This is a genomic window from Acinetobacter sp. ANC 4218 (assembly GCF_002135245.1).
Classification (GTDB): Bacteria; Pseudomonadota; Gammaproteobacteria; order Pseudomonadales; family Moraxellaceae; genus Acinetobacter.
Window position 1 is genome coordinate 139,053 of the sequence record NZ_NEGD01000001.1, and the last position, 25,056, is coordinate 164,108.

At 41.6% G+C, this 25,056-nt stretch carries 23 protein-coding genes, 1 tRNA gene and 1 pseudogene; 16 read left to right on the forward strand and 9 right to left on the reverse strand.

The features are described 5' to 3' along the window. Positions 1 to 40: 40 nt before the first annotated feature. Positions 41 to 1,384, reverse strand: coding sequence for an argininosuccinate synthase (argG, locus tag B9T38_RS00670; protein WP_086194957.1), 1,344 nt, complete (start codon positions 1,382 to 1,384; stop codon positions 41 to 43). Positions 1,385 to 2,132: 748 nt separating this feature from the next. On the opposite strand from argG, the gene lldP reads away from it, so the two are divergent. The 6 genes from lldP to B9T38_RS00700 all read left to right on the forward strand — a co-directional run bounded on the left by lldP (position 2,133) and on the right by B9T38_RS00700 (position 10,297). After that, complete coding sequence (gene lldP / locus B9T38_RS00675) at positions 2,133 to 3,809, forward strand: L-lactate permease (RefSeq protein ID WP_086194958.1); 1,677 nt, start codon at positions 2,133 to 2,135, stop codon at positions 3,807 to 3,809. A 32-nt stretch (positions 3,810 to 3,841) separates the two neighbouring features. After that, on the forward strand, positions 3,842 to 4,585 hold the full coding sequence (lldR, locus tag B9T38_RS00680; protein WP_086195132.1) for a transcriptional regulator LldR: 744 nt from the start codon (positions 3,842 to 3,844) through the stop codon (positions 4,583 to 4,585). Between the two features lie 2 nt (positions 4,586 to 4,587). Then, a complete protein-coding gene (gene lldD, locus B9T38_RS00685; RefSeq protein ID WP_086194959.1) occupies positions 4,588 to 5,742 on the forward strand; it encodes an FMN-dependent L-lactate dehydrogenase LldD in 1,155 nt (384 codons plus the stop codon). A gap of 443 nt (positions 5,743 to 6,185) precedes the next feature. Further along, positions 6,186 to 7,895: a D-lactate dehydrogenase gene (gene dld / locus B9T38_RS00690; protein ID WP_086194960.1), complete on the forward strand. Its 1,710-nt coding sequence runs from the start codon at positions 6,186 to 6,188 to the stop codon at positions 7,893 to 7,895. 181 nt (positions 7,896 to 8,076) lie between these two features. Beyond that, positions 8,077 to 10,110, forward strand: coding sequence for an NADPH-dependent 2,4-dienoyl-CoA reductase (locus B9T38_RS00695; protein ID WP_086194961.1), 2,034 nt, complete (start codon positions 8,077 to 8,079; stop codon positions 10,108 to 10,110). A 97-nt stretch (positions 10,111 to 10,207) separates the two neighbouring features. After that, a tRNA-Ser gene (locus B9T38_RS00700) sits at positions 10,208 to 10,297 on the forward strand. Positions 10,298 to 10,400: 103 nt separating this feature from the next. On the opposite strand, the gene B9T38_RS00705 is transcribed toward B9T38_RS00700, so the two are convergent. The 4 genes from B9T38_RS00705 to B9T38_RS00720 form a co-directional block, all read right to left on the reverse strand. Beyond that, on the reverse strand, positions 10,401 to 10,811 hold the full coding sequence (locus tag B9T38_RS00705; RefSeq protein ID WP_086194962.1) for a hypothetical protein: 411 nt from the start codon (positions 10,809 to 10,811) through the stop codon (positions 10,401 to 10,403). A gap of 377 nt (positions 10,812 to 11,188) precedes the next feature. Next, the gene (locus B9T38_RS00710) at positions 11,189 to 11,497 is read right to left on the reverse strand and encodes a NifB/NifX family molybdenum-iron cluster-binding protein (protein ID WP_086194963.1); all 309 of its coding nucleotides are present in this window, start codon (positions 11,495 to 11,497) and stop codon (positions 11,189 to 11,191) included. 72 nt (positions 11,498 to 11,569) lie between these two features. Continuing rightward, positions 11,570 to 11,830, reverse strand: coding sequence for a helix-turn-helix domain-containing protein (locus tag B9T38_RS00715; RefSeq protein ID WP_086195133.1), 261 nt, complete (start codon positions 11,828 to 11,830; stop codon positions 11,570 to 11,572). 253 nt (positions 11,831 to 12,083) lie between these two features. After that, positions 12,084 to 12,554 (reverse strand): DUF2946 family protein, encoded by a 471-nt coding sequence (locus B9T38_RS00720; protein ID WP_251992193.1) that lies wholly within the window; start codon positions 12,552 to 12,554, stop codon positions 12,084 to 12,086. A 556-nt stretch (positions 12,555 to 13,110) separates the two neighbouring features. On the opposite strand from B9T38_RS00720, the gene B9T38_RS00725 reads away from it, so the two are divergent. From B9T38_RS00725 to B9T38_RS00755, 6 genes are all read left to right on the forward strand, one after another. Next, positions 13,111 to 13,458, forward strand: coding sequence for a rhodanese-like domain-containing protein (locus tag B9T38_RS00725; RefSeq protein WP_086194965.1), 348 nt, complete (start codon positions 13,111 to 13,113; stop codon positions 13,456 to 13,458). 378 nt (positions 13,459 to 13,836) lie between these two features. Beyond that, positions 13,837 to 14,295, forward strand: coding sequence for a DUF2946 family protein (locus B9T38_RS00730; protein ID WP_424623892.1), 459 nt, complete (start codon positions 13,837 to 13,839; stop codon positions 14,293 to 14,295). A 260-nt stretch (positions 14,296 to 14,555) separates the two neighbouring features. Then, positions 14,556 to 16,001 (forward strand): cytochrome ubiquinol oxidase subunit I, encoded by a 1,446-nt coding sequence (locus tag B9T38_RS00740; protein WP_086194967.1) that lies wholly within the window; start codon positions 14,556 to 14,558, stop codon positions 15,999 to 16,001. Further along, positions 15,998 to 17,002, forward strand: coding sequence for a cytochrome d ubiquinol oxidase subunit II (cydB, locus tag B9T38_RS00745; protein ID WP_086194968.1), 1,005 nt, complete (start codon positions 15,998 to 16,000; stop codon positions 17,000 to 17,002). Before B9T38_RS00740 ends, cydB begins: the two co-directional genes overlap by 4 nt. A 9-nt stretch (positions 17,003 to 17,011) precedes the next feature. Next, positions 17,012 to 17,119 (forward strand): DUF2474 family protein, encoded by a 108-nt coding sequence (locus tag B9T38_RS00750; RefSeq protein WP_004973777.1) that lies wholly within the window; start codon positions 17,012 to 17,014, stop codon positions 17,117 to 17,119. Between the two features lie 127 nt (positions 17,120 to 17,246). Beyond that, positions 17,247 to 17,564, forward strand: coding sequence for a hypothetical protein (locus tag B9T38_RS00755; protein ID WP_086194969.1), 318 nt, complete (start codon positions 17,247 to 17,249; stop codon positions 17,562 to 17,564). A gap of 394 nt (positions 17,565 to 17,958) precedes the next feature. On the opposite strand, the pseudogene B9T38_RS16895 reads toward B9T38_RS00755, so the two are convergent. After that, positions 17,959 to 18,106 (reverse strand): annotated as a pseudogene (locus tag B9T38_RS16895) (MFS transporter); the annotation flags it as partial. 211 nt (positions 18,107 to 18,317) lie between these two features. On the opposite strand from B9T38_RS16895, the gene B9T38_RS16900 reads away from it, so the two are divergent. After that, the gene (locus B9T38_RS16900; protein ID WP_251992194.1) at positions 18,318 to 18,569 is read left to right on the forward strand and encodes a LysR substrate-binding domain-containing protein; all 252 of its coding nucleotides are present in this window, start codon (positions 18,318 to 18,320) and stop codon (positions 18,567 to 18,569) included. Positions 18,570 to 18,820: 251 nt separating this feature from the next. Here the strand turns inward: B9T38_RS16900 and B9T38_RS00765 are convergent, their stop codons facing one another. The 3 genes from B9T38_RS00765 to B9T38_RS00775 form a co-directional block, all read right to left on the reverse strand. Further along, positions 18,821 to 19,792, reverse strand: a complete 972-nt coding sequence (locus B9T38_RS00765; RefSeq protein ID WP_086194970.1) for a methyltransferase — start codon at positions 19,790 to 19,792, stop codon at positions 18,821 to 18,823. 339 nt (positions 19,793 to 20,131) lie between these two features. Next, a complete protein-coding gene (locus B9T38_RS00770; protein WP_086194971.1) occupies positions 20,132 to 20,830 on the reverse strand; it encodes a pirin family protein in 699 nt (232 codons plus the stop codon). 182 nt (positions 20,831 to 21,012) lie between these two features. Continuing rightward, complete coding sequence (locus B9T38_RS00775; protein WP_086194972.1) at positions 21,013 to 22,248, reverse strand: L,D-transpeptidase family protein; 1,236 nt, start codon at positions 22,246 to 22,248, stop codon at positions 21,013 to 21,015. A 203-nt stretch (positions 22,249 to 22,451) separates the two neighbouring features. Here B9T38_RS00775 and hemE point away from each other — a divergent pair, with 203 nt between their 5' ends. From hemE to B9T38_RS00790, 3 genes are all read left to right on the forward strand, one after another. Beyond that, entirely contained in the window at positions 22,452 to 23,522 is a 1,071-nt protein-coding gene (hemE, locus tag B9T38_RS00780; RefSeq protein WP_086194973.1) for a uroporphyrinogen decarboxylase, read from the forward strand. 38 nt (positions 23,523 to 23,560) lie between these two features. Then, on the forward strand, positions 23,561 to 24,361 hold the full coding sequence (locus B9T38_RS00785; RefSeq protein ID WP_171263137.1) for a DUF817 family protein: 801 nt from the start codon (positions 23,561 to 23,563) through the stop codon (positions 24,359 to 24,361). A gap of 146 nt (positions 24,362 to 24,507) precedes the next feature. Then, positions 24,508 to 24,978, forward strand: a complete 471-nt coding sequence (locus B9T38_RS00790) for a DUF3015 family protein (RefSeq protein ID WP_086194975.1) — start codon at positions 24,508 to 24,510, stop codon at positions 24,976 to 24,978. The last annotated feature ends 78 nt before the right edge of the window (positions 24,979 to 25,056 follow it).

Sequence of the window (25,056 nt, forward strand, 5' to 3'; positions counted from 1 at the left end):
AAACCGCTCTTTTGAGCGGTTTTTTTGACCTAAAACAAACTTATTTGTTTTTGTCTTTTAATTGAGGAACAGCTGAACCTGTGCCTACAGAAAGTAAGCCTGCACCTGTATAGATACCCAATTTTGCACGAGTATCGGTAATGTCAAGGTTACGCATAGTCAATTGACCAATACGGTCAGCAGGACTAAACATAGAATCCCCTTTCTCCATCGTCAAACGCTCAGCTTCATAAGTAAGGTTAGGCGATTCAGTGTTCATAATTGTGTAGTCATTACCGCGACGAAGCTCTAAAGTCACAGTACCTGTGATGGCTTTCGCTACCCAGCGCTGTGCAGTTTCACGAAGCATCAGCGCTTGAGAATCGAACCAGCGACCTTGATACAATAAACGACCTAAACGCAGACCGTTGATACGGTATTGTTCAATGGTGTCTTCGTTATGAATACCAGTCACAAGACGCTCGTAAGCGATGTGAAGAAGTGCCATACCTGGTGCTTCATAAATACCGCGAGATTTCGCTTCGATGATACGGTTTTCGATCTGGTCAGACATACCTAGACCGTGACGACCACCGATACGGTTGGCTTCAAGAATGAACTCAACTGGATCTTCAATGCGTTGACCGTTAATCGCAACAGGGAAACCTTCTTCAAAAGTAATTGATACTTCTTCAGGTTTGATTTCGACTTCTTCTTTCCAGAATGCAACGCCCATGATTGGGTCAACGATTTTGATACCGGCATTTAAGTATTCAAGATCTTTCGCTTCGTGAGTCGCACCCAGCATGTTTGAGTCAGTTGAGTAAGCTTTTTCTTTTGACATTTTATAGTCAAAGCCGTTGTCGATCAGGAATTGTGACATTTCCGCACGACCACCAAGCTCATCAATAAAGGTTTGGTCTAACCAAGGTTTGTAAATTTTAAGCGCAGGATTAGTCAACAAGCCATAACGGTAGAAACGTTCAATGTCGTTACCTTTATAAGTTGAACCATCACCCCAGATGTTGACATCATCTTCTTTCATTGCGGTAACAAGCATGGTACCGGTTACTGCACGACCCAATGGCGTAGTGTTGAAGTAAGGAACACCACCAGTGCTGATATGGAAAGCGCCACATTGAATCGCAGCAATACCTTCTAATGCAAGTTGTAAGCGGCAATCAACCAAGCGAGCTTTTACTGCGCCATACGCTTCCGCTTTTTTCGGAATCGCATCATAGTCGTCTTCATCAGGCTGACCCAGGTTTGCTGTATAAGCATAAGGTTCTGCGCCTTTTTGTTTCATCCACAATAGAGCAGCTGAAGTATCTAGACCACCAGAGAAGGCAATACCAACTTTTTTGCCTACTGGGACATTCTGCAAGATAGTTGCATTATCAGACATTGTTAATCCTAACGATATGAAATAGGCACCGAGAAATTTGGTGGCCCAAGAAAATACACATTTCTTCAATTGTAGCACTATTTTATTTCTAATGGTTTTACAAAAGAAAATCTCGTTGAAAATTTGAAATTGATAGATTCAATATATGGTTATAAGCAAAGATTTTGATTAAATCGTGAAGCAGAGCAGAGTTGTGGCTTATAAACAGGAGTTAAAAGGAAGGTGGATAACAATTTTGAGCAGCACATTGAAAGTTTGACCGCTTGCAACATGTCCGCACATTTTATTTCCTCTCAGAATGGCTTTCTGTCGCACCTGTTATTTGTATCTAATTATCCAGGATCTAATGATCAGTATCTATGCTTGTTATAATACGCTTGTTATCAATAGTGCTTTGCTTTGAGTAATCATCATTCAAATAATCCATATTATCGACTAAAGTATTAGATGATTGTCCCGGATTTTTTATTTTTCTAAAAAAATAATAAAAATGAAATAATTAAAAATATCTGAGTGAATTTTAATCAGTGCAGTCTGTATAAATTTAAATATTTCATGCATTATATTGGTATGACCAATTTTAAATAAGAAATTGCTTATTGATCTTTATTTGGTTAAAAAGTAGCATATTTAAAGTTTATTGATATATTTTTTTAATTAAATGATTATTGGTCATACCAGTTAAGATGTTAATTGGTAGGTGATCAGACCATTTTGTATTCTGGAAAAGCATTTCAAGGAGAGGACAATGCTTCAACAATGGCAACAGATTTACGATCCTATGGGCAATATCTGGCTCTCCAGTTTGATTGCCCTGATTCCCATCATTTTCTTCTTTTTAGCGCTTGCGGTATTCCGCATGAAAGGTAGTGTAGCGGGAACAATTACCGTGATCCTTGCGCTGCTGGTTTCATTATTTTCCTATCAGATGCCGGTCGTGATGGCTTTTGCATCAATGATTTACGGTTTTTTCTATGGTTTGTGGCCCATTGCCTGGATCATCATCGGTGCCGTATTTCTGTATAAAATTTCGGTTAAAACAGGGCAGTTCGATATTATTCGTTCTTCCATCCTGTCCATTACCGAAGATCAGCGCTTACAAATGCTCTTTGTGGGTTTTGCCTTTGGTACTTTCCTGGAAGGTGCGGCAGGTTTTGGTGCTCCGGTTGCCATTACTGCTGCATTGCTGGTGGGATTAGGTTTTAAACCCTTATATGCAGCGGGCTTGTGCCTGATTGTCAATACTGCGCCGGTTGCCTTCGGCGCGATGGGGATTCCCATTATCGTAGCCGGGCAGGTTTCAGGTGTAGATACCCATGAAATTAGCCAGATGGTAGGACGTCAGTTACCGTTTATGGTGCCCATTGTTCTATTCTGGATTATGGCGATTATGGATGGCTGGCGTGGTGTGAAAGAAACCTGGCCAGCGGTGATTGTGGGTGGTGGATCATTCGCGCTAGCACAATATCTAACCTCTAATTTTGTAGGTCCAGAGCTGCCAGACATTACCGCTGCAATTGCTTCACTTATTTCTTTAACAATTTTGCTTAAATTTTGGCAACCGAAACATATTTTCCGTTTTGCAGACCAAGACGCAAATGTTGATGAATCAGCTGCTCAACAGCTCGCAGCTCAAAAACAGCAAAAATATAGCATTGCTCAAATTGCCAAGGCATGGTCACCATTTGCCATTTTAACCGCGATGGTCACCATCTGGAGTATCAAACCCTTTAAGGATTTATTTGCCAAAGATGGTGCGCTGCATGATCTGGTGATTTCCATCAAGGTGCCGTATTTGCATCAGCTGATCCAGAAGATGCCGCCGGTGGTCCCTGAAATTAAGGACTACGATGCGATTTATAAATTTGACTGGATTTCTGCTACAGGCACAGCCATTTTCATTGCCGCCATCATCACCATTATTTTCCTGAAAATGAAGCCCAAAGTAGCAGTGATCACTTTTGGCGAAACCATCAATGAGTTAAAAGTACCTATTTATTCCATTGGTATGGTACTGGCCTTTGCCTTTATTGCGAACTATTCAGGCATGTCGGCCACCCTAGCTTTAGCGCTGGCGCATACAGGCCAGGCATTTACTTTCTTCTCTCCATTCCTGGGCTGGATAGGCGTGTTCCTGACCGGTTCAGACACATCTGCCAATGCACTGTTCTCGGCACTTCAGGCGACCACGGCACAACAGATTGGCGTGCCGGAAGTACTGCTGGTTGCAGCTAATACCAGTGGGGGTGTAACCGGAAAAATGATTTCACCTCAATCGATTGCAATTGCCTGTGCGGCTGTAGGTCTGGTAGGTAAAGAATCTGATTTGTTCCGCTTTACCGTGAAACACAGTATCTCCTTTACCGTGATGATTGGTATTATCATCACATTACAAGCCTATGTGTTCCCATGGATGATTCCATAAACTGGAATTGATGCAAGAGTAGAGAAATGCAGATGAAAGTTTCCGACCAAGCCGTACAGCAGCTCCGTATGTTGATTGAACAGAGCAATATGCAGGTTGGAGACCGTTTGCCTGCAGAACGTAAATTATGTGAACAGCTCGGGGTGTCGCGTTCATCGTTGCGTGAAGCGATTCAGCATTTGGTCAGTACGGGTATGTTGCTGAGCAAGGCTGGCTCTGGAACCTTTTTGCAGTTGCTACCGAGCGCCTGGACCAATCATCAAATTGTAGAACCTTTAAGCAATCTGATTGATCAAGACCCGGCTTACCGATTTGATGTGCAGGAAGCCCGTAGCGTTTTAGAGGGTGGTACTGCCTGGTATGCCGCTCAGCGTGCAACAGCAGCAGACCTGGAAAATATTCGCCGCTGCTATGATCGGATTGCCCATTATCAATCTATTGGGGATGATGACCAGTCAGCAAAAGCAGATGCCGAGTTTCATTTAGCTATTGCCGAAGCCTCACATAATTTAGTGCTAATACAGATGATGCGCAGCCTGTTTGACCTGTTGAAATACAATGTGGTTTTGGGCCGGCGCAAAGTTTATAGCGAATCGCATCGTTTTGATCAATTGCATGATCAGCACTTTCAGGTGATGGATGCAATTGAACGCCGTGATCCTGATGCTGCACGCAGTGCAGTCTGTGGACACATTGAGTTTGTAGTACAACAGGTACGCTTGATTGATGAAGAAGAAGCTCGTCGCCAGCGTGCCAGTAGATTAAACAGGATATAAGCATGATTATTTCTTCTGCGAATGATTATCGTGAAGCTGCGAAACGCCGGTTGCCCCCTTTTCTTTTTCACTATATTGATGGTGGTGCATACGCGGAATATACACTAAAGCGTAATATGGAAGATTTATCAAAAATTGCGTTGAGACAACGTGTACTGAATGACATGTCGCAGTTAAGTCTGGAAACCAAACTGTTTGATGAAACCCTGTCGATGCCAGTAGCATTGTCACCAGTCGGTTTAACCGGTATGTATGCACGTCGCGGGGAAGTTCAGGCAGCTGTAGCGGCAGATAAAAAAGGCATTCCTTTTACCCTGTCTACCGTTTCAGTCTGTCCGATTGAAGAAGTGGCGCCAGCCATTCAGCGTCCAATGTGGTTCCAGTTGTATGTGCTGCGTGACCGTGGCTTTATGAAAAATGCTCTGGAACGAGCCAAAGCGGCAGGTTGCTCAACGTTAGTATTTACAGTAGATATGCCTGTGCCGGGCGCGCGTTACCGAGATGCCCACTCGGGTATGAGTGGACCAAATGCAGCAATGCGCCGTTATATGCAATCCTGTTTCCATCCGCATTGGGCCTGGAATGTGGGCTTGATGGGACGTCCACATGACTTGGGCAATATTTCTAAATACTTGGGTAAACCGACGGGTCTTGAAGATTATATTGGCTGGTTAGGTTCTAACTTTGATCCCTCGATTTCCTGGAAAGATCTGGAATGGATTCGTGAGTTCTGGGATGGTCCAATGGTGATCAAGGGTATTTTGGACCCTGAAGATGCCAAAGATGCAGTACGTTTCGGTGCAGATGGTATTGTGGTGTCGAATCACGGTGGCCGTCAGCTGGATGGTGTTTTATCTTCCGCGCGTGCTTTGCCGCCAATTGCTGATGCAGTCAAAGGTGATATTAAAATTCTAGCTGATTCGGGTATCCGTAATGGTCTGGATGTGGTGCGTATGCTGGCCTTGGGTGCCGATACCTGTATGTTGGGTCGTGCCTTTGTTTATGCACTGGGCGCTGCTGGTGGTGAGGGTGTTTCCAATCTCCTCGAATTGATTGATAAGGAAATGCGCGTAGCAATGACGCTGACCGGTGCCAAAACCATTGCCGATATTACTTCGGATTGTTTGGTGAAGTTAGATAGAGAGTTGGCTGAGTGATGATTACCTAAACTCTTGTTTGGAAAGAAGGAGTTCCCCTCTTTATTAAAGAGGGGTTAGGGGAGATTTTGAGAATTTATAAATTAATAAATTCTAGAAAAATAGCTTCGTAATTTTTTCTCCCAGTATCTGTTAAGCATATAGATAATAAATTGAAGCAAGATGAGTTTAGACGGAGTCTTATCGTGAAAAAGCACCTATTGGGAGCTCAGCTGTTACTTTGGTTTTGCCCAAAGTAACCAAAGGCATTTGTCATCCGTTGAACTCGTCAAATAACAAAACAAATTAATCTCTCGCAGAAACATTGAGGTCCTATTTCAGTCTGCCTCAAACAGCAACGGATGACGTTTTCGTGTATCAAATGTTAGTTATGATGATATTTCTAAAGCGTATTAAAAGAGCGGCGAGTAGCTTAAAAATGACTTTAGAAAAGGATTAGAAATATGTTCAGGCAATCAAATTCACAGCAAACCATTCAAAAACTCATCCACATTGTCGGCAAGCAACATGTATTCACGGATGACAATGACACACGATTATACCGTCAAGGTCGTCGTTACGGTTCCGGCCAAGTGCTGGCCGTGGTCGTCCCGGGTTCATTGCTGGAACAGTGGCAAGTTTTGCAGGCTGCGGTGGACGCAGACTGTATTGTGATTATGCAGGCTGCCAATACCGGTTTAACCGGTGGATCAACCCCTTTTGGCGATGATTATGACCGTCCAGTGATTCTGATCAACACTCGACGCTTGGTTGGCATTCAAGTAATTAATGATGCGAAGCAAGTGGTTTGTTTGCCCGGTGCAACACTAGACAAACTGGAAAAAGAACTGGCAGTGTTTAATCGTGAGCCGCATTCGGTGATTGGTTCCTCCTGTATAGGTGCATCGGTTTTGGGTGGAGTCTGCAATAACTCGGGTGGTGCACTGGTTCGCCGTGGACCTGCCTATACGGAACTTGCCCTGTATGCACGTGTAAATGAATCGGGGCAACTGGAACTTATCAATCATTTGGGCATCCAGCTCGGTTCAACACCAGAAGAAATTTTATCCCGACTTGAAAATCAGCAATATCAATTGACTGATATTAAAAATGATCAGCATTGCTGTGCTTCAGATCATCGTTATGCGCATGACGTGACTCAAGTCGATGAGAACACGCCTGCGCGTTTTAATGCCGATCCATCACGTTTGTATGAAGCGTCAGGTTCAGCAGGGAAAGTCTGCGTGTTTGCGGTACGTTTGGATACCTTTGAAAAAATTCCCAGTCAGGTATTTTATGTCGGCACCAATACCCAGCAAGATTTAACAGCAATCCGCCGTTTTCTACTCACGGGTTTAGCGCGTTTACCGATTGCGGGCGAATATATTCACCGGGTGGCTTACGATATTGGTGCTGAATATGGCAAAGATACCTTCATGTTTATCGAAAAATTCGGAACAGCCAAAGTACCGGCGGCTTTTGCCATGAAAGATAAGGTCGATGGCTACCTGGAAAAAGTCGGCATGAAAGGGCTGTCTGATAAATTCCTGCAAATGCTGAGCAAATTTTTACCGTCGCATTTACCGAAACGCATGAATGAGTTCCGGGATTTGTATGAGCATCATCTGGTACTGCGCATCGAAAATCAGGATGTAGAACAGGTTCAGCAATTTTTACAGCACTATTTTTCATCTCATAACACTGGAAATTATTTCCACTGTACCGAAGAAGAAGGACGTAAAGCCTTTTTACATCGTTTTGCTGTAGCTGGAGCTGCCATTCGTTATCGCGACACCCATCGTTCAGAAGTAGAAGATATTGTCGCACTGGACATTGCCTTACGCCGTAATGACCGTGAATGGGTAGAAACTTTGCCGAAGGAAATGGATGAGCTGATTATCCATAAACTGTATTATGGTCATTTTTTATGTCATGTCTTTCATCAGGACTATATTGTGAAAAAAGGTGTTGATCCTTTAGCCATAGAACATCAAATGTGGAGTTTACTGGATGAACGCGGGGCTGAATATCCTGCAGAACATAATGTCGGGCATTTATATGTGGCCAAGCCTGCACTAAAAAATCATTATCAAAAACTGGATCCGACCAATAGCTTTAATGTGGGGATTGGTCATACCTCCAAATTAAAATACTGGAATCAAGAAACAAATTAAAAAACTGAATTATAATAAAAAATAACGGGTTCTATCTCAGGCGCAGTCTAAGCACTGCGCTTTTTTTATGAAAAATTGACTGTTTCGTCAGACAATGTGTAAAACAAGTCATAAACAAAAGAATAAAAATAGGTAAAGTAATATGCAACAAGTTGCAAAGCCAATATATAAAGGATTCATCATGACAACTCGCTATGCAAATATATTAAAACCGCTACATTTGGGCTTTACGACCATTAAAAACCGTGTCGTGATGGGTTCCATGCATACCGGTCTGGAAGACCGTTTTTATAATTATCCTAAATTGGCCGCATATTTTGGCGAACGGGCAAAAGGTGGTGTGGGTCTGATTATCACTGGAGGGATTTCCCCAAACCGTCAGGGCTGGTTGCTTCCTGCGGGCGGTACCATGAATAATTTGGCGGATGTGGCGCCGCATCGTTTGGTCACACATGCTGTACATAAGCATGGTGCAAAAATTTTAATGCAGATTTTGCATTCTGGCCGTTATGGCTATCAGCCTTTTGTGGTTTCTGCCAGTCCAATCAAGTCACCGATTTCACCTTTTAAACCGCGTCAAATGAGTGAAAAGCAGATTTTAGAGACTATTGAGGATTATGCACACACGGCCAGCATTGCCAAAAAAGCCGGCTATGATGGTGTGGAAATTATGGGTTCTGAAGGCTATTTGCTGAATCAGTTTTTAAGCCGTCATGTCAATCAGCGTACCGACCACTGGGGCGGTGACATTGAAAACCGCATGCGTTTGGCAGTAGAAATTGTCAAAGCCATTCGGGAAAAAGTCGGTGAAAAATTTATTATCTGTTTCCGTTTGTCCATGCTCGATTTAGTACATGATGGCAACACCATGCAAGAAGTGATTACGGTGGCACAGGCTTTGGAAAAAGCCGGTGTTACTTTGCTGAATACCGGGATTGGCTGGCATGAAGCCCGTATTCCGACCATTGTCACTTCCGTACCGCGTGCAGCATTTGCCGATTACACGGCAGAAGTGAAAAAGCATGTCGCTATTCCTGTGATTGCCTCTAACCGGATTAACATGCCTGAAACGGCCGAAGCCATTTTGGCTGCTGGAAAAGCCGATATGGTGCAGATGGCGCGACCATTGTTGGCGGATGCCTTCTGGGTCAGCAAGACTGCCACCAATCGGGTAGATGAAATTAATACCTGTATTGCCTGTAACCAGGCTTGCTTGGACCACACCTTTAAAAATAAACGTGCAACCTGTCTGGTCAATCCACGTGCAGCTTATGAAACGGAACTGGTGTATGTAAAAACCAAAGTACCGAAAAAAATTGCTGTTGTTGGTGGTGGTGTGGCAGGCATGTCGGCTGCAACAGTAGCTGCAAGTCGTGGTCATAAAGTCACATTATTTGAAGCCAGTCATGAGGTGGGTGGACAGTTCAATCTGGCTAAAGTGGTACCGGGTAAAGAAGAATTCCATGAAACCATCCGTTATTTTAAAGTTCAAATTGAAAGAACTGGGGTAGAACTGCGCTTAAATACTAAAGTGAACCGTGAACAACTGGAACGTGAAGGCTTTGATGAGGTCGTGGTTGCGACTGGAGTTGTTCCGCGTGCCTTAAATATTGAAGGTAGTCAGGCACCGCAAGTGTTGTCTTATGCAGAAGTGTTACGTGGAGCGGCAGTTGGCAATCGGGTGGCAGTGATTGGTGCCGGTGGTATTGGTTTTGATGTATCCGAGTTTTTATTAAAACCTGAACATCAGTCACAGCCGCAACCTCTGGCTGACTGGCAACGGGAGTGGGGCATTGATCCGAATCCGAACTATATTTCTGAGGGTGGCATACAAGCTGCCGAAGTGGCTCATCCTGTCCGTGAAATTTATCTCTTGCAACGTAAAACGACACCGCTGGGGATTGGCTTGGGTAAAACCACAGGTTGGGTGCATCGTGCGCAATTGAAAAAACACGCTGTGAAGATGCTACGTGGTGTGCAATACAAGTCTGTGACCAATGAAGGTTTATGGATTGAAACCAATGGCCACGATCAATTGTTACGTGTAGATACTGTGGTAGTGTGTGCAGGACAGGAATCGGTCAAAGACATTATGCCAACGGCGGATGAATTTACCTTGGCGAATTACCATATTATTGGTGGTGCCAAACTGGCGGCAGAGCTTGATGCAAAGCGTGCAATTCGTGAGGGTGCCGAATTGGCAGCCAAATTATAATTTTTAAAGTTAATTTGGTGAAACAATATTCATTTGAATAGTTTGCTTGTAATTTTTACTTGTCAGTTTTTAAAAAGATCCGTATTATGGCGCACATGGAAGCGTGGCAGAGCGGTTTAATGCACCGGTCTTGAAAACCGACGAGGGTGTGAGTCCTCCGTGAGTTCGAATCTCACCGCTTCCGCCAAATTTAAGATAAAGCCCTAATCATTGATCGGGGCTTTATTGTTTTTAGGGTTATGCAAGGTAAGCCGATAATAAGCAGAATAAAAACCTAGCTTAAGTTCAAGTTATTGATCAAGCCTAAATACAATTTCAAATTGAGTACCGTCCCAAACAGTTAATTCACCAATCCAATTTGTTTTTGCATTAAATCTTTTCGGGTATTGGCTGCCATCTTTACCCTCTAAAATATTTTGAAAATCAGAACTGTTATTGAGCATTGCTATAATTGGTCTAATTTTTAAGTTTTCTTCCAAAGCAAGATCAAGATTTCTCTTAAACTCATTACGTCCATTGCACGACCATCTATCAATACGGTCACGATAGACCTGTTTTCTTTCAGTTGGGTGTTTAGACAATAAAGGTTTATGTCCCCATAAACTAACAATTAGCTCATTGTTAGAGCTAATTGAAGATACCGACCAGTTCGGATTCTTAAGATCAGCATTAAATTTTTTAAATTCAGAAACGATGCCCACAAAATAGCCTTATTCAATTTTACCCTTATTAAAAATATTCTGATTGGTATAAATTACAAGTATTTAATGGTAATAAATGTCTGATATTCCAACTATTTGGGGTATATGCATTGGTGTGCATGTTGGAACTGAACCAGTTTAAAAAATTACATTGGAATAGAGTGGTTAGAGCTAGGCGATTTAAGTCAGATGATAGTGCGATATTGTGAATACAGCATTTATGCTAGGTTGAGTCGGGATAAAAAACATTTCAGGCTACGTTGCCGCTACACATGGTGTGATAGTTAGTATACTACTCAATAATTAAAAATTTAAATAAAAGACCCTGCTGATGCAGGGTCTTTTATATGAGTAAAGATGATATGAATCTAAATTGTTTATTTAGTTGAAGCCAAACCGCAGATAAATTGTTCTGGTTCAATTTCTGTAGTCACGATGACATGTACACCAATATTTCTGAGCTTTTCTCGTAATCGATCTCCGATTCCTGTGGTCACAAATATGTCCATAGGCAAAAGTTTTTCGAGTACTTCCCCAGACTGGGAAAAAGATTCTTCTTTTTCCACTTCAATAAGCTGTTTGTCAGTCACTTTTTCATCTTTTAATTCATATTTCCAGAATTTTCGACATTTTCCAGCATGTGGAGTAATGTGACGCCGGTTCTGGGATGTAATTACAATTAACATGGAGTGTCTTCCAAACCAATAGTGATTTAAATTGATGATAATCATAAGGGTTTAAATTATTCCCGATTATCCTCAAGCTAGATTTTCCAGTACAAATTGAGGCGACTTTATAAATAGTTTGATCAAAGCCTGTGCCGAACTTGATGGATGACGCACTCCGCGTTCCCAGCTCTCCAAGGTACGGGCAGAAATACACAGTTTGGCTGCCAGTTCTGTCTGTGAAATATTAAGGGCATGTCTGATCCGGACAATCTGTTGCGCCAAATCCAGATAACAGCCGCTATTAAAATCATTTTTTTGCGAGTGTGCATGATCATGCTGAAGTAGATTCATCATTATCTCCTCCTTATTGATACATCAAAAAGTTGTAATAACACTTTAAAAAAATCCAAAGGTAATTAAGACAGTAACAACTGAACTCCAAGCAGGTTTGAGCACAGTTAAACTAAACGTCATGATCACCTATTATGGATTGGACCACTGTGGCTGAAGATGTGGGTTACGAGATGCCTATGCGATAGATAGGGCCATACTGTATCGATATTCAAACGTAGGCAGACTACTCAGCGATACCACATCTGTTGATTTAGTGGGTGAGTGTTAAAGGAGGAGCACGGCCCTGAGGAATCAGGAACCAGGGAGCGGGTGGGGTCAGTACATGCGGGACAGAGGCACTGAAGAACAGAAGTAGGGTCTGAGTTCTGACCAGTACTGGTCTGAGCTTGGTGTCCAGTAGCGGTAGGGTATAGCTGTGCACCAGACAGAACTGGCAGTCATGAGTGGTGTGTGAATCATTCTGCTGTTGGTGTGGTGCATGCCGATCCTGCACGTCGGTGACGACCTGTACATCGTTCTGATCTGCTGCACTGGTGTGATGGACGTGTGGATGGGATGTTGGAAAATTAAGAGTTTTGTGAGTGCTATTAACTTCTAGATCTAATGCAACGGCAACAGTTTTACATACCGAAAAAACACTGTGCTTTTCTGGCAATAAAGGCTGCAGGAACACAGCGATCTGTAACAAGATTGCGGATAATCCCAACAATCTTCCCAACATTATGAGCACTTCACTACGCTTTTATGGATATTGCATGAATTATAATATAACAAAATATGAAATTTAGAACTGAAAAAATAAGCTATTACATTAGATCTCTTTCATAAATCAAAATATCTAAGATTAGATTTTTAAAATCAGCACTGCCTCATATTTAATTGATTTTATTTTTATACCTTTGAGTAGGCAATCTCTCTACTTTTGAAAGGTTAAAAGTAGACAAAAACCTTTTGTTTCCCATACACGACTTCCTTGTCGTGATGAGAAACGTGTGGCATCCATGCCACACTCATGAATCTAATATCGACTAAAATCTATTTTCAATTTTGGCTTTACGAACAATTTTATTTTCTAAAATGATTTATGAAAGAAGTCTATTAATTCTAATCTTTTATTAAACATGGTTTTATTTTTCTGCTGGATTTGAAGGCATCATCTATTTTTAAGTATAAACTTAGAGTTCAATCCAATATTGATTTATAGTGATTTTAATCGTTATTTTTTATTCTATATTCTTATAAATTATAGATAAGAATTGTTTTGATAGAGGAAAATCATGTTTAACATTCTGATGTATGTCCCTTGGGGCAAGGTGCCTGAAACTCCGGCAAAGAAATTATGGGAGCAACGAGGAAATGTACAAATTGTGGATGTTCGAACTGAGCAAGAATTTAAACACAGCCATATAGAAGGTGCCGTCAATTTGCCGATTACCCGGTTTACAGAATCTGCAATATGCTCATTAGGTCTCAAAACAGATCAACCTGTTGTAACGATCTGTTTATCAGCACACCGGAGCATTCCTGCGACACGTAAACTGGCCAAGATGGGGTATTCGGTCTCACAGTTAAAAGGTGGCATGAAATCCTGGTGGAAAAATGACTTACCTTGTATCGAAAACTAAAGGCTAAATCTGCAATAAGAGATGTTTTATTTAAATAAATAAAACAAGTTTGGCTGGTCCGAGGGGGCAAGATTTTTTAATCCTCAAACACCTCTATTAGGAATGCATAACGCTTTTCTTGGCTAGAACGAAAAATAGCGTCTCTTATTTAAAATTTCCTTTCACGCATTTCAATTCAGTAAAGTTTTTTGTGGGCTACTCTTTAGCCAATAAATAAACTTATTTGGCAGTTTAGACAGAACAAGTTTATTTTTTATTTTAAGTCTTTAATTTAATTAATCTTTCGTTTAATTTTTTTGCTTTTCAAAACTGGCTATATGTTATATATTTATAAAGTGAAAAGTCGAGTAAATACGTAGGGATTTATTCTGAAATTTCATGTTTTTATTCAATGTATCCCTCTTAATTCGATTCCAGTCGAGAGAAAGTTTGCTGAAGCGAAGTGGATTTTTTATTGCATTTGCAGTCTTACTTCTGCAAATCGCAGTATATTTACAGCCTCTGCTGCCGGAAAAATTTCACATTGCTCCGGTCTGTATGTCGATTACCCACAATCTTCTTTCGTCTGCTGATCATCATGCCCACTCGGCTCATCATGAGCTGCTCAAGGATTTGATTCCTCAACACTCCCAAGATCACCATCAGCATAATCATCAGTGCCAATACTGCACTGTCTATGGTGATTTGGTACTGCCATTTAAACTGGGAATTGATGAAGTTCTGGACCGGATTCAGGTTCGACTAAATTTCTATCAGTCGTTCTTCCGGCATGTCTATTTCAGCTTGCAGAAGCTGTATTTGCTGCCACAGGGCAGAGCACCACCTCTGACTTTTTAGGACACGATTGGTCACGTCAAACAGTTGTTTTGTTTGCACTACACAACATCTTAAAGAGTTTTAATCATGAAAATTCAGTTTTCGCTGTTCGCTAACAGCGTAAAGGTTTCGTTCGCCCTCAAAAAAGTCTATAGCGTATCCGGTATATGGGTTGCATCTCTATACCAGAGGATCGATGTCTGGCAAGGGGTGTCAGTTTCACTGCATCAATCGGCGCCGTTGATGTCCTCCCTGTATTCAATTGGTCAGCAGGAGGCAGCATGAATTTAGGGCTAACCGCGCTGGAACTGGCGCGTATCCAGTTTGCATTTACCGTATCATTTCATATTATTTTCCCGGCAATTTCTATTGGTTTAGCCAGTTTTCTGGCCGTTCTGGAATGGCGTTGGCTTAAAACCAATGATCCGGTATACCGGGACTTATTCAAGTTCTGGATCAAGGTTTTTGCCCTGTCCTTTGGTATGGGCGTAGTCTCCGGTGTGGTGATGAGCTATCAATTTGGCACCAACTGGAGTGAATTTGCACGGATTTCCGGCAGTGTCACAGGACCATTACTCGCTTATGAGGTTTTAAGTGCGTTTTTCCTTGAAGCCGGCTTTCTGGGGATTATGCTATTTGGTTGGGGCCGAGTGGGACCGAAAACCCATTTTTTCGCAACGCTGATGGTGGCTATAGGCACCTGTATTTCAATGTTCTGGATTCTGTCCTCGAATAGCTGGATGCAGACGCCACAAGGCTTTAGCATTGAAAATGGCATTATTGTCCCGCAAGACTGGTTTGCCATTGTCTTTAATCCATCTTTCCCCTATCGATTAGCACATATGGCAATGGCCTCTTTTCTGGTTTCTGCTTTGCTTGTCGCTGCCACAGCCGCATTTCATTTATTAAAAGGTCGTCGAGATGCCTTGGTAAAAAAATCATTTTCCATGGCCATGTGGATGATTGTGGCATTGGCACCTCTACAAATGTTTGTGGGAGATATGCATGGCCTGAATACGCTTGAACATCAACCGGCCAAACTGGCAGCCATAGAAGGACACTGGGAAACCAATAAAGATCATGGCATGCCTTTATATCTATTTGGTATTCCCGATATGCAGGCTGAAGAAACCAAGTATGCGATCGGTATTCCGAATCTGGGCAGTCTGATTATGACGCATAGCTTAAATGGCGAAGTCAAAGGCTTAAAGGAATTTGCCCCTGTAGACCGTCCAAACTCACTGGTCATATTCTGGAGTTTCCGGATTATGGTCGGACTGGGGGTACTGATGATGCTGATGGCCATCATCGGTTTATGGTTAAGAAAAAACGGAAAGTTTTATGAAACACCATGGTTCCATAAATTTTCTTTATACATGGGTTCATCTGGATTTATCGCTTTACTCGCCGGTTGGTTTACCACTGAAGTCGGTCGTCAACCCTGGGTGGTTTATGGCATTTTACGGACCAAAGATACTCTTTCTCCCGTTTCAGCAGAGCAGGTGGGTTTAACCCTGATCATTTTTGTAATGGTCTACTTTATTGTGTTTGGTGTTGGCATTTTCTACATGCTTAAACTGATGCGTAAAGGTCCAGAGTTTATACATTCGGCACCCCATAGTGAGCAGGCGGTCATACAGGCATCAAAACGTCCTTTAAATACAATTGATGAGGAGAGCGATCTGGATCAAGTAAGTTCTACACAATCTCAGGAGAATCAAAAATGATCGATTTATCATTAATTTGGATTCTAATTATTGGATTAGGAGTGCTGATCTATGTCGTGCTGGATGGCTTTGACCTCGGTATCGGTATCCTATTTCCTTTTATTTCCGATCGCCAGGAACGTGATGTTATGATGAATACTGTCGCGCCTGTCTGGGATGGTAATGAAACCTGGATGGTACTGGGTGGTGCAGGATTATTTGCTGCATTTCCCTTGGTGTATTCCACTGTGTTATCGGCTCTGTATATACCCATTATTCTGATGCTGATTGCGCTGATTTTCCGGGGCGTTGCCTTCGAATTCCGGTTTAAGGCCAATAAAACCAAATCTCTTTGGGATCAAGCTTTTATTTGGGGATCAATCCTCAGTTCTTTTTTTCAGGGCGTGATTTTGGGTGCCTACATTCAGGGCATTAAAACCACGAATGGTATCTATACTGGCGGTGGTCTGGACTGGTTAACACCTTTTTCCCTGTTTACTGGTTTAAGTGTGGTTGTACTGTATGCAACCCTGGGATGTGGCTGGTTGATCTTTAAAACCGAAAAAATGCTGCAGAATCGCATGTTTGAACTGATGCCAAAACTGCTCATCGCATTATTGCTGATTTTTGCCTGTGTCAGTATTTATACGCCTTTGCTTCATCATGAAATTGCAGCGCGCTGGTTCAGTCAACCACAACTCTTTTATTTTAGCCCGGTTCCCGTACTGGTTCTGCTGTTTACTTTCCTGGCAATCAAAGCCTGTAAGCAGCGCAAAGAGTTCCTGCCATTCATTTATACTTTGGCTCTGGTAATTCTCGCTTATAGCGGTTTTCTGATTAGTTTATGGCCTTATGTCATTCCACCATCCATCACTATCTGGGAGGCTGCAGCACCTGCCAGTAGTCAATTATTTGCCCTTATTGGCGCATTGATCTTAATTCCGATCATTCTTATTTATACCGGACTATCGTATTGGATTTTCAGGGATAAAGTGCGTGTGGGTGATGAAGGTTATCATTAAGGAGGCTGAATGAAAATTTCTGAATTGAAATGGTTTATTGGCTTATGGCTGGCTGGTTTTTTAAGCTTGGCCTTGGTTGCAGGGCTATTTAGACTGCTGTTGAAATTGGCGTATTAAGTTTTAAACACAGATCAGTGGGAGTTCTTACTGGTCTGCTGAATAAAGATACGGTATGTTAATCATGAAGCTGTTCATGGAATTGAACCAATTGAATCAGACAATTCATATCAATCAGGAGTCGATAATGAAAAAATATCTTTTTTGTGTAGGCATTGAATTTAAAAAGGCATCTGATCCATCGGAATCTTATGCGTATGTGACAGCTTATTTAGGCGCAAAAAACATCGATGAAGCAATTCAACGGGTGAAAAAACAGCTGGAGCAAGAAGGAAATGAAATCCTGTTTGTCCGTGGTTGTTGGGTCGTCGATTCAGACTGTGATGATGGTTTCTGTCCAACAGATGAGAGTAAAGTACTTGCAAAAAATGACTTGCTCTTTAATGACCAGATCTTGTTTGGAAAGTTACAGGAATGGTCTATCGATAATAACTACGAATACTAATTTCGTGAGCGATGCATCAGTTGGTTTTTTCTTTCTGATGTATCGTGCTTTATCCAAGTCCATGTATGGTCAGTGATGAACAAGAACTATACTCGGTAACAGACAGAACATCATCTGATTCAAATAGCTGTGGATAATGCTGATTACATCCTAGTAGTGAAAAGCATTTACAAAGAGTTTGAAGAATACTAAAAAGAATAACAAGAAAAGCAATCCTTGTTCGCTAGAACTCATCAGAGTCTTAACATAAAAGCTATTCCAATCTTATCGGAATTACGCTGAAAATCGTAAATTGCAGTTGAGATGTAAATTTCAAACTGTTTTTGTCATGTAGAAGTTTCTATATTCACAGACCTCATAAAATATGAAGGGGTATATTTTTTCCTTCCAGTAGTTAAATTGCTTTTGCATCTTTTTTATGCAGCCATAACAGAGATAAGGCCGAGAGAATAATCCAAGGCAGGAGAGCAATATTCATGATTTGCCATCCCCCAAATATCCAATAAAGCTCCAGCACTGAAAGAACAGGCTAACCCGACAATGGGAGTGGAAGCTGGTCTGGACTTGTCGCTGAAAAATTAATGGGAGAAGAAACGTTTCCCGTCTGTTCACCCAGCTTTTATCAGGCACATTTAGAGCAATTAAAGTCTCCTGAAGGATTGTTAAATTTACCTTTAATTCATGATCTTTCAATGGATCATCACTCTGGTTTTACGACTTGGGATACATGGCTGCATTTTCATCAGATCATTAATGAGTGATAATCCACGGGGCCTCAAAGTCAATAATTCAGCTACGGTATTACAGGCTGCAATTAATGGTCAAGGAGTAGCACTCGCGAGAAGTGTCATGGTCTATGATGATTTAAGAGCAGGGCGTCTGGTCCGCCTGTATCCAGAAATAAAATGTCCTTGCACCTTGGCCTATTATGTTGTTTACAGAGAAGAATGTCGGACTTTACCCAAGCTGAGTGCATTTAAAGACTGGCTGATACAGCAGGCTTAACAGGCTGATATTTTGGAGTTAATTTGACGATGCGCTGATGAATAAGTCCCGCCGGGTCCCAATTTAAAAAAACGTGTCGATGATATTGCAGAGCCGACTGTCATTGATACAGTTCAGCTATAGCTTCCTAATTTATCCTAAAACAGAATAGGTGGAAAAGCGGCGACTGATTTAACTGTAGTCGCTTTATTTTTTAATAGTTTCGATTTTAGCTAAACGCCTTTTAAAGTTTTTCAATATTGCAGCCGCTTTTAATCCATCAATTCCGCCTTCACCAAAACCAAAGCAATCCTTTCAATCTGCTGATAAGCAGGCTGATCCAGTTCTTCACCAAAAACATCAGGATCAATTTCTTCATAACACCAGCGGATATTCGGTTGAGACAGCATTAATTTTTCAAGCTGTTGTAAAAAAGGGTTACCGTCTGGACGAATAGCTACACCCGTATATAAAAATAAACATCCTTGAGGATTAAGCCGCTGAATGCCTTCTTTTACAATATTGAAGGCGAGTTCACTACCATCGAGTTGATTTCCACCATGACGATATTGACGCTGATCTGCATCCATTAAATAAGGTGGATTGGCCAAAATAAGATCGAACTGTCCTGCAAGATGAGTAAATAAATTGCTGTAAACCGGAGTGATATTATTTAAACCTGCAAAGCTGGCATTGATTTGACTATACAATAATGCTTTCGGATTAAGATCCGACACGGTTATTTCACTAAAGTCGGGATAATGTTTAGTCATACTAATAGCAGCAGCCGAACTGCCACAGCACATTTCCACAGCACGTTTAAGTGAATGGGGCCGAGCTGCTAAATATTGTTTAAGATGGTATGCAAAGCGGTAAGTATCGGGACCAAAAAATACCGAATCGTGTTGAAGGGTTGGGAAACTTGAATGAATAAATAATTCACGATCAAGCGAAGCGACACGTATATCACTCAGCCATTGATGATCCTGAAAATGGATGAGCCGATTTTCTTTTAGAATTTCAAAAAGTGCTGGATCAAGATCGGTTTCGGCAAATGCCAAATTCCAGCCAAATATATCTCGAAGCGTAATTAGGGTGTTCTTTTCTTGTCTTTTTCGGCTCAGAATACGTTGATGGGAAAGTGGGGTAATGGCGGTAAACTGATAGTGTCGTTGTTTTAAGAAATCTAATAAAAAAAGCAAAGCCTGTTGTTGAGCGGTATCGACATTCAAAATTTGGTTCATATAGATGTTCTCTAATATGATTATTAAAAACCAATTCCAAAGATTTTGGACCTTATTTAAGTTTTTGAAATGGTGTGGCCAGACGAGTCCTGACTGATTAAAGGGCTTTTTATCGTGTAATTGCATACAAACGACAAGCTTGATTTTCGCCTAAAAAGCAGTTGATTTGGGTAAAAAAGTGCTGCTGATTGGTTAGATTTATATTTTTGTATAGATCGATAAGACAGGCTATAAACAACAATTAAATTTGAGTAAATCATTAATTTTATTATTTTATTTAAATATATCGAGATGACTACCTGACAGTAATCATCTCGAAATTGGAGGTATAAAATGACTTTAATCTTGCAGTTCAGGCAAATCAAACCAGATGACTTGAGCATCTTGCAAAGCTTCAATCTGACTTGCCTCTAAAAAGGCAATGGCGCCGCCAGCTTCTACCGTATGCTCTGCAATCTTGATTGAACCCGAAATAACATGCACATAATTAATATATTGGGTCGCTTCAATGTTTAGGCTTTGACCCTGGTTAATCACTGCAGTTTTAACTTCGGCTTGCTGACGAATATGCATCGGTGCATTTTCGTTGGGACCAACAATCAAATGCCATTGATTCGGCTGTTCACGTGGGTCACATTTGATTTGTTGATAGTTTGGTTCTGCATTGCGTTCATTTGGAATAATCCAGATCTGCAATAAATGAACCGGCTCATCACCCTGGTTAATTTCACTGTGCTGAACACCTGTGCCGGCACTCATCAGCTGCCATTCACCTGCAGAAATTCCACCTTCATTACCCATGCTGTCTTTATGAGAAATCGTTCCCTTAAGCACACAGGTCAAGATTTCCATATTGTCATGCGGATGGGTGCCAAAACCATTATGCGCTGCGATCAAGTCATCATTAATTACACGCAAGGCACTGATACCCATGAGTTTTGGATTATACCAGCTACCAAAGGAGAAGCTGTGTTTAGACTCAAGCCAGCCCATTTTTACATGACCGCGGTTGTCACTGGGGTGTAAAAAAGCATTCATATTGATGCTCCTATCATTATTTTAAACATGAGCTTATTTTAATGGTTTGAAAATGACATAGAAATCATAAAACGGCAACAAGTCATCCTGTTTTTGAAACGATGATGTTTGTATTGTTGAGACAGTAGTTTATAAAAAAGCCTGCAACAGATGCAGGCTTTTTTTGATACAGGGTGCAGGGATTATTCTAGGAATTTAACTGTGACACCCGATTTGACTTTTTTACCCAAATCATTAGCATCCCAGTTAGTTAAACGGATACAGCCATGCGATGCAGTTTTAGAAATTGCAGATGGATTTGGTGTACCGTGGATACCAAATGATTTTTTACTTAAACCGATCCAAATGTTTCCGACAGGAGCATTTGGACCTGGTGGTAAAGAAAGCGGTTTTGTATTATTGCCTTGAATAAAGTTACTTGGTGAATAGCTGTACCATGGGTTTTGCGCTACACCGGTAATTTTATAGGTGCCTGTAGGGGATGGAGTATCTGAGCTACCAATTGTGGCAGGGAATGAGCCAATCATCTGGTTACGACTATTAAATAAGTACAGTTGTTTCGCACCTTTATGTGCAACGATCAGATGAATATCTTCTGGAACTTCATTGCGGATATTAGCAACGATAATTTTTTCACCGGCTTTTTTGAAGGTTGCCTTAGGATTTAACTTTTTCAAAAAGTCTTCATCCATATGGAATTTTTCACCCAGCATTTCCGTTACGCGTGTGTAATACAAGCCTTTCATTTTGGCTTGCAGGGCATAATCGTGCGGAATGGTTTGTGCATAAGGACCTTTCAGGTCTGCATCGGTAATCGTATATTCAATAAATGCAGGCTTAGCACCTTGGCGAGCAATCAAAGCATCCCAAGTTTCCTGAGTTAAAATACCTGTCGGTTTAATGCCGTTGATTTGCTGGAAGGATGCAATGGCTTTCAGGGTATTTTTACCACTTGCACCATCAATTGCACCCGGAGAAGCATGGGCATTGTTGAGCATCACATGAGCGCGTGCATAAACAGGGAATTGGCCTTTACCAATATTGTCATACCATGTAGCGTTATTTAAACCTTCTAAGGTCCAAGAGGCTTTCGCAGAAGCAGGAGTAGTAGTTGGCGTGCTCAGTGTTTTTGTAGTCGGTGCAGCACCAATCGCAGCATTATTATCTTCAGTATTTTGAAGATCTTGCAGGGTTTGCGAGGCCTTGTTCAGGTCATTTTGTTCTTGTGGGGTAATCTGTGCATTCGCAGTGCTTGCAGCACCAGATGCGGCATCGGTTGCCAGTGGATCAATCGGATCTTGAACCGCCGTATTCGCAATCTTTTGAGGATTTAATGGTTGTTCAGCAGTAGATGCGGCAAACGCTGTACCCGCAAAAATGCAACTTAAACTCATGGCGAGTAATGTGCGAACGTACATGTAATTCAACCTTAAGAATTATTCATTAACTATGTGACAAAACTAGGCAAGTATTGCAGAAAAAATGAGGAGATGCAGTATTTGTTTTGTGTAAAAAAAATTTTACATTTAACGTGATCGATTTTTAGCTGCAAGAGAAGTTACTAAATTTTCGACCTTTTTGTTATGATGGTTCGAAGATTAAAAATGAGATGGGAAAGTAAATGACGACGCTAAAAAACGATCGTTTTCTGCGGGCCTTATTGCGTGAGCCGGTAGATACCACACCAGTTTGGATGATGCGTCAAGCAGGACGTTATTTGCCTGAATATCGTGAAACACGTGCCAAAGCAGGTGATTTCCTTTCCCTGTGCAAAAATAATGATTTTGCCTGTGAAGTGACCTTACAGCCTTTGCGTCGTTATGACCTGGACGCGGCCATTCTATTTTCAGATATTTTAACCGTGCCGGATGCTTTAGGGTTGGGCTTGTATTTTGAAGCGGGAGAAGGTCCAAAATTCCATAAGACTATCCGTACCGAGCAAGATGTGGCGAATTTACCCAATTTTAATGCCAAATCCGATCTTGATTATGTGATGAATGCAGTCAGCACCATCCGTTCAGCCTTGGGTGGTCAAGTGCCGTTAATCGGTTTCTCGGGTAGCCCGTGGACATTGGCCACTTATATGGTGGAAGGCGGTTCCAGCAAGGAATTTCGCTATACCAAACAGATGATGTATGCACAGCCTGAAGTGTTACATGCTTTGCTGGACCGCTTGGCGATTGCTGTGATTGATTATTTAAATGCGCAAATTGATGCTGGAGCGCAAGCGATACAGATTTTTGACAGCTGGGGTGGTGCGCTGGCACATCGTGAATATATCGAATTTTCACTGAATTACATGCAAAAAATTGTTGCTGGTTTAAAACGTGAAAAAGACGGACGTAAAGTTCCGGTGATTTTATTCACCAAAGGTGGTGGACAGTGGCTTGAACCTATGGTGGCAACTGGTGCTGATGCCTTTGGTTTGGACTGGACTACATCTTTGAACGTGGCACGTCAAACCGTGAATGGCCGTGCTGCATTACAGGGCAACCTCGATCCGGCCACTTTATATGGTAACGCTGCATCGATTGAAAAAGCCACCAAAGCCATGCTGGATGATGCTTATGCGGGTGGTGAAAAAACAGGTTATGTGGCTAATTTGGGCCATGGTATTACCCAGTGGGTTGATCCTGCTAATCCTAAAGTGTTTATTGATACGGTGCATGAATACAGCGCTAAATATCTTTAAATCTGTATGAGTTAATTCATTATTAGGATTCAACCTTGATCAGTTTTTTTAAATCATGTTTTGAGTTCTCAAATAAGGCAGCTTCGGCTGCCTTATTTGGGATATTGCTGCTGATTGCTTTTGCACTTAGCGCCTCTATGGGCAATCAGGAGTTTTACGGCTTCTTCAGATATGATTATTTATTGTTCTATGCCTTGATCATTCAGGTCTGTTTGCTGTATTTAAAACTGGAATCGTGGGCCGAAGCCAAAGTTATTGCCTTGTTCCATATCATGGCCATGGGCATGGAAATTTTTCTGACCCATCCGCAGATTGCATCCTGGCAATATCCGCAGCCGGCTGTTTTTAAAATACTGACTGTGCCCTTATTTGCCGGATTTATGTATTCGGCAGTGGGCAGTTTTTTTGCACGCTCACTCAGACTGTATCAGGTGTCCTTTGAGAAACTGCCAAGCTTTCCGAACATGCTAGTTCTGGCGGTTTTTTCCTATATCAACTTCATGAGTAAATTTTTTGTTCCCGATATTCGTCTGTTTCTCTTCGCCTGGAGTGTGATTATTTTCTGGAGAACCAAAATTCGCTTCCAGTTGCAACAGCATCAGCTACAACTCCCGATGTTACCCGTACTGATTGTTTTAGCGTTTATAATCTGGATTGCAGAAAATATCAGTACTTTTTACAGAATCTGGCTGTACCCCAGTCAGGTCGATGCCTGGCATATGGTGGGTTGGGGCAAGATGGGTTCTTGGTATTTACTGCTGCTCTTGAGTCTGGTGTTAGTGTTAAAAATATTGGGTAATCGCAGCAAAGACGGGGTCTGGACTTTAAAAAACAAATAACTTCAATGTTTTATGTGGTAGGTGATGACTTTGGTGTAAATTGTTTTGCCTTATAAGAAAGTTGCCGCTATCTTACAGAGGTGTAATAAAATTTACACAATGGTGAAGAATTAGAACGCTTGAATAATAAATTTTGGAGAATAACCATGTTGAAAAAATTAGCTTTAGCTGCAGTTGTAGCCCTCGGTTCTACAGCAGCATTTGCGGATCGAGATGCAGGTTGTGGTATCGGTTCTCAAGTCTGGGCAGGTCAATCCGGTAAAGTGCCTAAAATTCTTGCTGCAACAACCAATGGACTTTTTGCCAACCAGTTATTCGGTATTACCTTTGGTACGCTAGGTTGTAGCGGTACAGGTACGGTAACTGCTCAAGCGGTGACTTTCACCAATGAAAATGCTGAATCTTTGGCACGTGATATGGCCGTTGGAGAAGGGGAAAGCCTGAATGTACTGGCTGAGCTTTTAAATATCAAAGCACAAGACAAAGCCCGTTTTTTTGCGGTTTCTAAACAAAACTTCACTAAAATTTATGCTGCAGAAAATCACGATTCACTTCAGGTACTTGCTTCTTTGCAAGCGGTGATGGCTAAAGATGAAGTGTTGAAAGCCTACGTATAATAGATAAACACAACACCCTGTCATTCTGATGGGGTTTTTTCTTATTTTACATTTCTTCTTGAATAAAAGATAAATACC